The sequence below is a fragment of the Geotalea daltonii FRC-32 genome, from assembly GCF_000022265.1.
GTDB lineage: Bacteria > Desulfobacterota > Desulfuromonadia > Geobacterales > Geobacteraceae > Geotalea > Geotalea daltonii.
In genome coordinates, this window is record NC_011979.1 from 670,684 (window position 1) to 681,551 (window position 10,868).

Annotated in this window: 13 protein-coding genes; 12 read left to right on the plus strand and 1 reads right to left on the minus strand. The window is 54.9% G+C overall.

What is annotated here, in order from left to right; all coding sequences use genetic code 11:
* Positions 1 to 5: 5 nt before the first annotated feature.
* A complete protein-coding gene (locus GEOB_RS02990) occupies positions 6 to 623 on the plus strand; it encodes a DUF47 domain-containing protein (protein WP_012645698.1) in 618 nt (205 codons plus the stop codon).
* Positions 616 to 1,617 (plus strand): inorganic phosphate transporter, encoded by a 1,002-nt coding sequence (locus tag GEOB_RS02995; RefSeq protein ID WP_012645699.1) that lies wholly within the window; start codon positions 616 to 618, stop codon positions 1,615 to 1,617. Before GEOB_RS02990 ends, GEOB_RS02995 begins: the two co-directional genes overlap by 8 nt.
* Before the next feature lie 62 nt (positions 1,618 to 1,679).
* Here the strand turns inward: GEOB_RS02995 and GEOB_RS03000 are convergent, their stop codons facing one another.
* Positions 1,680 to 2,162 carry a DUF2062 domain-containing protein gene (locus GEOB_RS03000; RefSeq protein ID WP_012645700.1) on the minus strand — a complete coding sequence of 161 codons (483 nt, stop codon included), beginning with the start codon at positions 2,160 to 2,162 and terminating at the stop codon, positions 1,680 to 1,682.
* A gap of 153 nt (positions 2,163 to 2,315) precedes the next feature.
* On the opposite strand from GEOB_RS03000, the gene proB reads away from it, so the two are divergent.
* The 10 genes from proB to GEOB_RS03050 all read left to right on the plus strand — a co-directional run bounded on the left by proB (position 2,316) and on the right by GEOB_RS03050 (position 10,789).
* A complete protein-coding gene (gene proB / locus GEOB_RS03005) occupies positions 2,316 to 3,437 on the plus strand; it encodes a glutamate 5-kinase (RefSeq protein WP_012645701.1) in 1,122 nt (373 codons plus the stop codon).
* 142 nt (positions 3,438 to 3,579) lie between these two features.
* The gene (locus tag GEOB_RS03010; protein WP_012645702.1) at positions 3,580 to 4,836 is read left to right on the plus strand and encodes a glutamate-5-semialdehyde dehydrogenase; all 1,257 of its coding nucleotides are present in this window, start codon (positions 3,580 to 3,582) and stop codon (positions 4,834 to 4,836) included.
* A 132-nt stretch (positions 4,837 to 4,968) separates the two neighbouring features.
* The gene (nadD, locus tag GEOB_RS03015) at positions 4,969 to 5,619 is read left to right on the plus strand and encodes a nicotinate-nucleotide adenylyltransferase (protein ID WP_012645703.1); all 651 of its coding nucleotides are present in this window, start codon (positions 4,969 to 4,971) and stop codon (positions 5,617 to 5,619) included.
* Positions 5,609 to 5,995, plus strand: a complete 387-nt coding sequence (gene rsfS, locus GEOB_RS03020) for a ribosome silencing factor (RefSeq protein ID WP_012645704.1) — start codon at positions 5,609 to 5,611, stop codon at positions 5,993 to 5,995. The genes nadD and rsfS overlap by 11 nt, the downstream gene beginning before the upstream one ends.
* The gene (locus GEOB_RS03025) at positions 5,992 to 6,453 is read left to right on the plus strand and encodes a 23S rRNA (pseudouridine(1915)-N(3))-methyltransferase RlmH (RefSeq protein ID WP_012645705.1); all 462 of its coding nucleotides are present in this window, start codon (positions 5,992 to 5,994) and stop codon (positions 6,451 to 6,453) included. The genes rsfS and GEOB_RS03025 overlap by 4 nt, the downstream gene beginning before the upstream one ends.
* 108 nt (positions 6,454 to 6,561) lie before the next feature.
* Complete coding sequence (gene gpmI / locus GEOB_RS03030) at positions 6,562 to 8,103, plus strand: 2,3-bisphosphoglycerate-independent phosphoglycerate mutase (RefSeq protein ID WP_012645706.1); 1,542 nt, start codon at positions 6,562 to 6,564, stop codon at positions 8,101 to 8,103.
* 256 nt (positions 8,104 to 8,359) lie between these two features.
* Positions 8,360 to 9,028 carry a flavodoxin family protein gene (locus GEOB_RS03035; RefSeq protein WP_012645707.1) on the plus strand — a complete coding sequence of 223 codons (669 nt, stop codon included), beginning with the start codon at positions 8,360 to 8,362 and terminating at the stop codon, positions 9,026 to 9,028.
* Between the two features lie 23 nt (positions 9,029 to 9,051).
* Positions 9,052 to 9,705, plus strand: a complete 654-nt coding sequence (locus GEOB_RS03040; RefSeq protein WP_012645708.1) for a lactate utilization protein — start codon at positions 9,052 to 9,054, stop codon at positions 9,703 to 9,705.
* 3 nt (positions 9,706 to 9,708) lie between these two features.
* A complete protein-coding gene (locus tag GEOB_RS03045; RefSeq protein ID WP_041267047.1) occupies positions 9,709 to 10,431 on the plus strand; it encodes a ComF family protein in 723 nt (240 codons plus the stop codon).
* Between the two features lie 88 nt (positions 10,432 to 10,519).
* Positions 10,520 to 10,789 (plus strand): cytochrome c3 family protein, encoded by a 270-nt coding sequence (locus tag GEOB_RS03050; RefSeq protein WP_012645710.1) that lies wholly within the window; start codon positions 10,520 to 10,522, stop codon positions 10,787 to 10,789.
* The last annotated feature ends 79 nt before the right edge of the window (positions 10,790 to 10,868 follow it).

Sequence of the window (10,868 nt, forward strand, 5' to 3'; positions counted from 1 at the left end):
ACGGAATGTTTGGGCTGATTCCTAAAGACGAAAAATTTTTCATCATGTTCAAAGAAATGACCAGCAATATCATTGAGGGCGCTGAATTGTTGAAGGATATGCTGGACAGTTTCAGTGATCCTGCCACAAGCCAGCGGCGCATAAAGGACGTGGAGCATAAGGGTGACTCCCTGACCCACGACATTATCAGGAAATTGAACAAAAGCTTTGTCACCCCCTTCGACCGGGAAGACATCTATGCCCTTTCCTCAGCCCTTGACGATATCCTCGACCTTATCGACGCTTCGGCCCAGCGGGTGGTCATGTACAACGTGGAGAAACCTACCCCGGAAGCCAAGGAGCTTGCCTTTCTTATTCTCAAGTCCTGCCAGACTATCGATAAGACCGTGGCCCTGCTTGGTGGTAAGCTGGAACCGATCAGCGAGTATTGCGTCGAAGTGAATGCGCTTGAAAACGAGGCGGATCGGGTCTGTCGCGAAGCCATCAGCCGCCTCTTCGACGAGGAGAAAGATCCCATCCAGCTCATCAAGTGGAAAGAGATTTATGAAACCTTGGAGAGAGCTACCGATAAATGCGAAGATGCCGCCAATATTCTCGAAAGCGTGGTGGTAAAAAATGCCTGATGCAACGCTGGTAATGCTTTTTCTGGTCATAGCCGTGGCGCTGTTGTTCGATTACATCAACGGCTTTCACGATACCGCTAATGCCATCGCCACCTGTGTCTCCACCCGTGCCCTGTCAGTGCGCAGTGCCATCATCATGGCAGCCGGTCTGAATTTCGCCGGGGCCATGATCTCCACCAAGGTGGCAGCCACCATCGGCAAAGGCATTGTCGATGCCAACAATGTAACCCAGATGGTAGTCGTCGCCGGAGTCACAGGTGCCATCATCTGGGACCTGATCACCTGGTATTACGGCCTGCCTTCCTCCTCTTCCCATGCCATCATCGGCGGAATAATGGGCTCGGTAATCGCCCACGCGGGTGCTGCCGCACTTCACTGGGCCGGTCTTAAAAAAATCATCCTTGCCCTGCTCGTTTCACCGGTTCTCGGTACAATCATCGGTTTTCTTTTCATGGTCATAATGATGTGGGCTTTCAGGAACAAGGCCCCGTACGGGCTGAATCGTTCGTTTCGCAGGCTGCAGATCGTTTCGGCAGCCTTCATGGCCTTTTCTCACGGCACTGCCGATGCACAGAAATCCATGGGGGTCATTACCATGGCCCTGTTGAGCTATGGAACCATTGCCACCTTTGCTGTTCCCATGTGGGTGAAAGTTGCCTGTGCTGTGGCCATGGCCATGGGTACGGCGGCTGGCGGCTGGCGGATAATCAAGACGGTCGGGCGGGATTTCGTCAAGTTGCAGCCGGTGCACGGTTTCTGTGTTGAAACCGCTTCGGCCGGGGTTATTCTCGGTGCTTCGGCACTGGGCATGCCCACCAGCACCACCCATGTCATAACTTCATCGATCCTTGGCGTGGGGCTCTCGAAGAGGATGTCGGCAGTCAACTGGGGGATTGCTTCAAGAATACTGGTTGCCTGGGTTCTGACAATTCCCGCTTCGGCAGCGGTTGCATTTGTAACCTACATGGTGCTGTCGCCGTTTCTGGGGAAATGAGAAGGGTAGAAGGAGTTTGATAAAGCGGATCGAGGGCTGGGGAGAGTGACCCCGGTCCTTTTTTATTCCATGTCCTCGCCGGTTTCTTCCATCTCTTTGGTTAATTCTGCCAGAGTCTCATCTTTCTGCCTGAAGCGTACGACAAGATAATAGCAGATGAAATAGGCCGCCACGGCGGCAATGAATCCGAGGATCGAGGTGCCGAGCAGGAGAGAGGTACCATGTTTTTCCAGGTGCTGCCACTGCAGTCCTTCGATTTGAAACTTCTCAGGAGGAAGGCCGCGGAGCATCCTGCCAAGCTTATAGCTGATGCCCAGGATGGGGATGACGGTGATGGGGGTGTTGACCCAGGCGCCGGTGATGCAGGTGAGTTTGTTGAGGCGGAAAATGAAGGCAGCGGCAATAGCCATCGGCGTATGTAGGCCGAAAAAGGGGGTGAAGCTGATGAAGACACCGACGGCAAAGCCTGCCGAGATATGGCCCGGATGACTATCCAGTGAAAGGATGGCCTTGATTTTTTTCTTCCATTTTTCCTTGTTCAGCAAATGGTGCTCCTTGTCCGGCAGGCGACCAGTCTAAAATCCCACCGGCGGTTTGTCAACGTGAAACTGGCCGGATTCGCTCATGACTGTTTGCCATAGCCTGGTAAACATGCTATTAAAGATATCTTTAGGTTGCAAAGATTCTGGGTAATTCAATTGCGAAAAGAGATTCTGAAAAAGGTAAAGCGCGTTGTCATAAAGATCGGCAGTGGTGTCATCACTTCTGTGGACAATGGTCTTGACGGTGACCGCATCAAGGGACTGGCGGCCGAAATGGCCCATTTTCGGCAGCAGGGTGTCGAGGTCGTTCTTGTTTCATCGGGCGCTGTTGCGGCCGGAAGGCTGGAGCTTGGATTGTCTGACCGGCCGCGGACCATCCCCCAGAAACAGGCGGCGGCGGCAATCGGCCAGTCGAAACTGATGCGAGCCTACGAAGAGGAATTTGCCTGCCATGGGATCAAGGTGGCCCAACTGCTTCTGACCCGTGACGACTTGGCCAGCAGACCCCGATTTCTAAATGCCCGGGCTACCATCGATACCCTGCTCGAATGCGGCATCATTCCCATCATCAACGAGAACGATACGGTGGTGGTGGAGGAAATAAAATTCGGCGACAACGATAACCTGTCGGCCCTGGTGACCAACCTTGTCGAGGCCCAGCTTCTGGTGATCCTCACCGATATAGATGGTTTTTATACCGCAGACCCCCGCACCAATCCGGAGGCCAGGCTGATTCACCTGGTCCGGTCCATTACCAAGGAGACGGAGCGTGCTGCTGGCGGAAGCGGCTCATCCGTAGGCACCGGCGGCATGGCGACAAAAATAGCCGCTGCCAAGAAGGTGGGGAAATCGGGCATTCCCACCATTATGGTCAATGGTAAGAAAAGCGGTAATCTTGAACTGGTGCTGGCCGGTACAGAGGTGGGGACGCTGTTTCTGCCGGCAGGGGTTAGCCTTAATCGGCGCAAACATTGGATAGCCTATACCCAGAGGCCGGCGGGCCGGGTCGTTGTCGACAACGGCGCCTTCAGGGTCCTTTCCCAGCATGGCAGAAGCTTGCTGCCGTCGGGAGTGGTCCAGGTCGAGGGGAAATTCGACCGTGGCGCCTGCGTCAGGATCTGCACCCCGGACGGCACAGAATTCGCCCGTGGCATTACCGACTATTCCAGCCGCGAAATGGAGCTGATAGCCGGACATAAGAGCGGCGATATCGAGCAGATACTGGGATATAGGTATGGGGATGATGTGATACACCGCGACAACTTGGTTGTACTGTAAGGAAGCGCCGATATCTGCGTCAGGCTGCACGGTTCCTTGTGCGGCGTACCCTCCGGTACGCCTCCGCGCAACCGCTTGCCTTCCTTGATCTGACGAAAAATCGACGCTTCCGTAGAACCAGTATTTTTAAATTGGAGCCCTTATGACCGTTGCCGAAAAAATACGAAAAATAGCTGCTGATGCGCGGGCTGCCTCTTTGGCCATGGCCCGGCTGTCTTCCGCTGCCAAAAACGAGCTTCTGCTCAGGATGGCAGAGGCTTTAGAGAACAACGCACCGCTTATTACGGCGGAAAATGCCAGGGACCTGGAAGCGGGACAGCAAAAAGGTCTTTCGGCCGCCATGCTGGATCGGCTCATGTTGGATGAGTCACGCATCAAGGCCATGGCAGATGGTCTGCGAGAAGTCGCTGCTCTCCCCGACCCGGTGGGAGAGGTGACACACATGTGGAAGCGTCCCAACGAGATCACCGTCGGCAAGATGCGCATTCCTTTGGGGGTCATCGGCATTATCTACGAGTCGCGCCCCAATGTGACCTCCGATGCTGCCGCCCTCTGTCTTAAGGCGGGCAATGCCGTCGTTCTCCGCGGCGGATCTGAGGCGATCCATTCAAACCTGGCCATCGCCGGCCTGCTCCAGGACCAGATGCGGAAGCTGGGTATCCCGGTTGCGGCCCTGTCGCTGATTCCTTTCCCGGAGCGGGCAGGGGTGACGGAGATGCTCAAGCAGGAGGAGTTCATCGATGTCATCATTCCCCGGGGAGGGGAGAGCCTGATCAGGTTCGTCGTCGAGCACTCCAAGATCCCGGTCATCAAGCATTATAAGGGGGTCTGCCATATCTTCGTCGATGCCACGGCCGATTTCGGCATGGCGGAGAAGATCATCATCAACTCAAAAACCCAGCGACCGGGAGTGTGCAACGCCCTGGAGACCCTGCTCATCCACAAGGATGTTGCCGAGACCTTCGTGCCCCGCATCCATGAAGCACTCTCCACCTTGAAGGTGGAACTGCGCGGCGACGAAGCGTTTCGCCAGTTTGCCCCTGGAGTGAAAGCAGCCACCGAAGAGGACTGGTATGCCGAGTACCTGGAACTGATCCTGGCGGCCAGGGTAGTGGATGATCTGGATGAAGCAATCGCCCACATCAATAAGTACGGTTCGCTGCATACGGAAGCTATCATTACCAGCGATTATGCCAATTCCCAGCGGTTTCTGCGGGAGGTTAACTCAAGCGTGGTGCTGGTCAATGCCTCCACCCGGTTCTCCGACGGCAATCAGCTTGGTCTCGGCGCCGAGATCGGCATCTCCACCACCAAGCTCCATTCTTTCGGCCCCATGGGGTTGGAAGACCTTACGACGACCAAGTTCATCGTTTACGGCGAAGGACAGATAAGGCAGTGATTGGTGATTGGTGATTGGTGATTGAGGGTGAATGGTGAATGGTGAATGGTGAATGGTGAATGGTGAATGGTAACTGGTAACTGGTAACTGGTAACTGGTAACTGGTAACTGGCTGATAGGTGCTGGAGGGTTATGAGGATCGGTATTCTTGGGGGTACCTTTAACCCCATACATAATGCACATCTGCGCATTGCTGAAGAGGTGCGGGACAGGCTCGACCTGGAGCGGGTGATGTTTGTGCCGGCCGCCTCTCCACCCCACAAGCTCCTGGCGGGCGAGTTATCCTTTGAGGTACGCTATGAAATGGTGCGGCTGGCCATTGCCGACAACCCCTTCTTTACTATTTCGGATATCGAAGGGAAGAGGGGGGGAACTTCTTACTCCATTCACACTTTGCAGGAACTGCATCTGGCATACCCTGCCGACGAATTTTTCTTCATTATCGGCAGCGACTCCTTTCTCGATATTGGCTCCTGGAAGGAGTACGCGGCTATCTTCAACCTGTGCAACATCGTCGTCGTATCCCGTCCCGGTGCGGTTGCCGACCCGCTTGACAAGGCCCTGCCCGTTGCCATAGCTGATCGGTTCTGCTACCATGCGGCGGAAAAACGCCTGACGCACAGCTCCGGCCATTCGGTCTACTCCATTGCCGGAACTCTGCTGGATATTTCCTCCAGCGAGATCCGCACCCTGACACGGCAGGGGCGGTCAATCAGGTATCTGCTGCCCGCGACCGTGGAGCAATACATAAAGGAACAGAGGATTTATAACGATGGTCGATAAAAACGTGCTCAATTCAAGGGAACGCGCCATCCAGTGCGCTGCCCTGGCTTTGGACAAAAAAGCCCTGGATGTTAGAATTTATGAGATAAGCAGGCACTCCAGCATTGCCGATTACCTGGTCCTGGCAAACGGCCGCTCGGACAAACAGACCCAGGCCATTGCCGATTCGGTCCGGCAGGGGTTGAAGAAATTCGGCAAGGCGCTGGATATTGAAGGGATGCAGGAGGGGCGCTGGGTCATCATCGATTACGGCGATGTGATTGTGCACGTCTTCCAGGAAGAGGTTCGCCGCCATTACAACCTGGATGAGATGTGGAACAACTGTCCGCTGGTGGAGATACCGGAACAATACCTGTGGGAAGATAAGGAAAAATGAGGCTCAAGGTCCTCTGGGTCGGTAAAACCCAGGAGGAATGGGTGAGGCGCGGCATTGACGAATATGCCGGCCGCATTGGCAGATATATGTCCATTGATCTCGCCGAAGCCAGGGATGAGAAGGGGGCAGCTGTCGAGGCAATGCGAGAGCGGGAGGGGGAGCGGCTTTTGAAGCTGTTGCCGAAAAATGCCCGGCTGGTGCTCCTTGATGAACGGGGTGAGCAGATGAGCTCCCCGGAACTGGCCCGCTTCCTGGCCACCAACCGGGACGGCGGCACCCAGGAACTGGTCTTCGTCATCGGCGGCGCCTACGGCTTCAGTGACAGCCTGCGGGCAAAGGCATTCAAAACCATCTCTTTGTCCCGTATGACCTTTACCCACCAAATGGTGCGTATTTTTCTGCTGGAGCAACTCTATCGGGGCTTTACCATTATCAACGGCGAGCCCTATCACCATTAAAACCAAATCCGCAGATGACACCAATTATGGGGATTTATTGCATCTGCGTACGCTGTGTCATCGGTGGATGTCATTTTGTTTTTCAATTCTGTTTCCAAGGAGATGCCAATGCCGAAACAGCCGCTCATGCTGATGATTCTGGATGGATGGGGGATCAATCCACAGCGGGAGAATAACGCCATTGCCCAGGCGCGAACCCCCAACATGGATCGGCTCTGCGCCGAATATCCCTGTACCGAAATGGGAACATCGGGCATGTCGGTTGGCCTTCCCGAGGGGCAGATGGGCAATTCGGAGGTGGGGCATCTCAATATCGGCGCCGGGCGCATCGTTTATCAGGACCTGACCCGCATCTCCAAGTCCATAGAAGATGGAGATTTCTTCACCAATCCGGTGCTTCTGGACTGCATAGCCAAAACCAAGGCTGCCGGCGGCAGGTTGCATCTGGCCGGACTTCTTTCCGATGGTGGAGTCCATTCCCAGAACACCCATCTTTATGCCCTGCTCAGGCTGGCAAAGCAGCAGGGATTGGATGAGGTCTTCATCCATTGTCTGCTGGACGGCCGGGATACACCTCCCCAGAGCGGGGCAGACTACCTGGCTCAGCTGGAGGAGGAAATCGCAAGGATCGGTTGCGGCCGTATCGCCACGGTTATCGGCCGCTTTTATGCCATGGATCGGGATAACCGGTGGGAACGGGTGGAAAAGGCCTACCGGGCCATTGTCTGCGGCGATGGTGAGGAATTCTCCTCGGCTGCAGCAGCCATCGACAAGAGTTATGAAAACGGCGTCACCGACGAATTTGTCCTTCCTTCCGTTATTACTGCGGGGGGGGCTGCCATTGGCAAAATCAACGATGGCGACGGGTTTATCTTCTTCAATTACCGTTCGGACCGTGCCCGGGAGATTACCCGCAGCCTGACCGACATCGCTTTTGCCGGTTTCCAGCGCCCCTGCTGGGCAAATCTCGCCTCCTATGTCTGCATGACCACCTATGATGAGACCTTCGGCCTGCCGGTAGCCTTCGGCCCGGAGGAACTGAAAAATATCCTCGGCGAGGTGCTGGGCCGGGCGGGGCTCCGTCAGCTGCGCATTGCCGAGACGGAGAAATATGCCCACGTTACCTTTTTCTTTAACGGCGGCAGCGAGGTTCCCTTTCCCGGCGAAGACCGGGCGCTGATTCCCTCGCCGAAAGAGGTGGCTACTTATGACCAGAAGCCGGAAATGAGCGTCTATCACGTTACCGAAGAGCTCCTGCGGCGGCTTGATCAGGATATATACGATGTCATAATTCTCAACTTCGCCAATGCCGACATGGTGGGGCATACCGGCATCATGAGCGCCGCCATCAAAGCCATCGAAGCGGTTGACGAATGTGTTGGCACGCTGGTGGACAAAGTGCGAAGCCTTGGCGGCCGGGTCCTCATTACTGCCGATCACGGCAATGCCGAAATCATGACAGATGAGGCCGGCGGTCCCCATACGGCCCATACCTGCGATGTGGTCCCTTTTATTCTGGTTGACGATACGCGGAAATCGGTGAAGCTGCAACCGGCGATCCTGGCCGACATTGCACCGACCATGCTGGAGATCCTGGGGGTGGAGAAACCGAAGGAAATGACCGGCAAAAGCCTTATTACGAACGCGTAAAAAGTCAGCTGGTTAGCGCTGATCTCCTGCTGTAAATAGTTACCTCTCCCTGAGGGAGAGGGCAAGGGCGGGATGGGATGTTGTAGAATGGAACTCCGTTGCCCCCTCATCCGGCCTCCGGCCACCTTCTCCTTAAGGGAGAAGGGTTCAGCGGAAGACTAACACTGATCAGGAAAAATTATAAATAAGGGGTTTTAGGTTGAAAATAAAATCGGCGAAATCCGTGTAATCTGTGGATGCGTCTTAAGGAGGTAGTATGAATTTCATTGCCATTAACGGCAGCCCCCACGCTCAGCGCGGCAATACGGGTCTACTTCTGGATAAGGTGGTGGAAGGGGTACAGAGCGCCGGCGGCACCGTGGAGATGGTTTACCTTTCGAAAATAAAGGTAAATCCCTGCGTGGGTTGCGATGTCTGCCACAAGACGGGCAGCTGTCCCATCCCCGACGATTTCGAGGAGCTGAAGAAGAAGCTTCTGGCCTGCGATGGTTTCATCCTTGCCAGCCCCAACTACATAATGAGCGTTTCCGCCCAATTGAAGGCGTTGTTCGACCGCTGTTGCGGCATCATTCATTGCCAGGCCATGGACGGCAAGTATGGCGTGGTGGTGGAGACATCCGGCGGAGGAGGCGATGAGCAGGTGATCGACTACATGCAGCGGGTGGTTGGCATGCTCGGGGCATGGTCCGTCGGCAGCGTCGGTTCATCCATTGCCGGTGAGCGCCTTTTTCCCGATCAGGACCGGTTGTTTGCCAAGGCAACGGCACTGGGGGAGGAACTGTATCGCGCCACACTGGAAAAAAGGGAGTATCCCGATCAGGCAGGGGCCAAGCTTGCCCTCAGTGCCTACATGCGCGGGTTGGTGGATTTGATGAAGGATTTCTGGCGCTATGAATATGATTACTGGACCAAACTGGGAAAATAGTGAAAGTTGAAAGGTGGTCGCATATGAGTCAAAGCAAGGAATTGATGGACTGGACATTTGAGCAGAAGTGCAAAAAGGCCGTGGCCGCCCTGGAAAAGAATGGTTTCACGGCGATCTACTGCCAAAGCGGAAAGGATGTCCATGACTATATCGTGAAAGAAGCGGCCGATGCAGCAAATATAGGCTTCGGCGGCTCCATGTCCGTGGCGGAACTGGAGGTTGCCGATCAACTCAGGGCCCAGGGGAAGGAGATATTGAACCATGGCCAGCCCGGTCTGTCCCTGGAAGAAAAGATGGCCACCATGAGACGTCAGCTCACCTGCGATCTGTTCCTTACCGGGACCAATGCCCTGACCCTTTCCGGCATTCTCGTCAATATCGATGCCTCGGGCAATCGGGTCGGTTCCATGTTCTTCGGACCGAAAAAAGTGATCGTCGTTGCCGGGCGCAACAAGCTGGTTGATGGCGACATCGATGCCGCCGTCAAGAGGGTCAAGGACTGGGCCAGTCCCCCCAATGCCAGGCGCCTCAATTATAATACTCCCTGCTCGAAGACCGGCTTCTGCTCCGATTGCAATTCCCCGGACCGCATCTGCCGCATTACCACAGTCATCGACAGAAAGCCGCGCCTTACCGACATGAGGGTGCTGGTGGTCAACGAGGACCTGGGTCTTTAGGCATTGTTGTTCAGGTCTCTGCTGGACATCATCTTCCCACCCCTTTGCCACCTGTGCAGGGTATACATCCCGAATGCCGGGGATGTGCATCTCTGCACAAGTTGCCTCGAACAGCTACATCCCGTCGCCTCACCGCTTTGCCCCATATGCGGCGTTCCTTTTGCCACCGAAGACGGCATTGACCACCGTTGCGGCGCCTGTTCTGTCCGTCGTCCAGCCTATGTGGCGGCGCGCGCCGCCTTTGTTTTCGACGGACCCATCCAGGAGCTCATCCACCGCTTCAAATATGCACATAAGACACACCTTTCCCGGCCGCTGGCGTTAATGACGGCTCGCCACCTTGCCGACTTTGCAGGCCAAACGGCAGCAGATATTGTCATACCTGTTCCATTGCACAAAAAGAGGCTGCGCTGGCGCAGCTATAATCAGGCGATACTTCTGGCAGCCGTGCTGTCCAAGGAGTGGCGGATCCCGCTCTCGCGCAATGCCCTGCAACGGACACGCTGGACTGAGCCGCAGATCAATCTTGCCGCGGACGAGCGTCAGCAGAACGTCAAGGGTGCCTTTGCCGTTGCCGAACCTGAACGGGTTGCCGACCGACGGATCATATTGATTGATGATGTTTTCACTACCGGCAGTACTGTCGAAGAATGTGCGAAAACGCTAAAAAAGGCGGGTGCAGCGGAGATATTTATCATAACCGTTGCCAGGGCATTATCCAATTAACAAATGGGTACAAATTTATTGACATGAATTAATCGGAAGGGTATAAGAGCCTTGTTTGTCTATTTTAATTTCGTTGGAGGATCAAAGTATGAAGAAAGTATTAGCTGTTGTATTGATGGTTGCTTTTTCTGCATCGGCTGCTTTTGCAGCCGACACCGTTGTCATGAAAGCAAAAAATGGTAACGTAACCTTCGATCACAAAAAGCATAGCGCTTCCGGTGATTGCAAATCCTGCCATGGTGAGGGGACTCCAGCCAAGTTGACATTGGGCAAGGATGCTGCCCACAAGCTGTGCAAGGGTTGCCATGAGACCAAGAAAGCTGGTCCGACCAAGTGTGGTGAGTGCCACAAGAAGTAAATCGGGCAGTACCGTTAAGAAAGGGGCCTCCATTTTGGGGGCCTTTTTTGTTCGCTGGGGCTACAGAAGTTATGGGGAA